Genomic DNA, 422 nt, shown 5'->3' on the forward strand with positions numbered 1-422 from the left:
CGACTGACTTTGCTGTTTCCGACAAAGCTCGGGCTGACTATTCAGTCATCTCAGTCTGGGCATACAATGCTAATGGTGACTGGTTTTGGGTTGATGGCTTTGCCGAACGCTGCCTGATCGACAAGACGATCAACAAGCTATTTGAATTTGCTGCGATATATCGCCCACAGCAGACAGGTATTGAAATCTCTGGTCAGCAGGGTGCTTTCATTAAAATCCTTCAGCAAGAGATGATGAAGCGTAATATATGGTTCAGCTTTGCATCTTCGCAGAAGTCCGGTGAACCGGGTATTCGTCCTGTTCAGAACAAGCTGGAACGCTTCAACCTTGTTGTGCCGTGGTTTAAGTCGGGAAAGATGTTCTTCCCTTCTGAGATGAAAAGCTCAGTTATCATGGGACTGTTTATGGGCCAGATCAAACTG

Annotated in this window: 1 pseudogene; it reads left to right on the forward strand. The window is 46.4% G+C overall.

Features of this window, described 5'->3' with window-relative positions:
• Positions 1 to 422: pseudogene (locus tag RMT89_RS41270) on the forward strand (hypothetical protein); the annotation flags it as partial.

Source organism: Streptomyces sp. P17 (assembly GCF_032436805.1).
Lineage (GTDB): Bacteria > Actinomycetota > Actinomycetes > Streptomycetales > Streptomycetaceae > Streptomyces.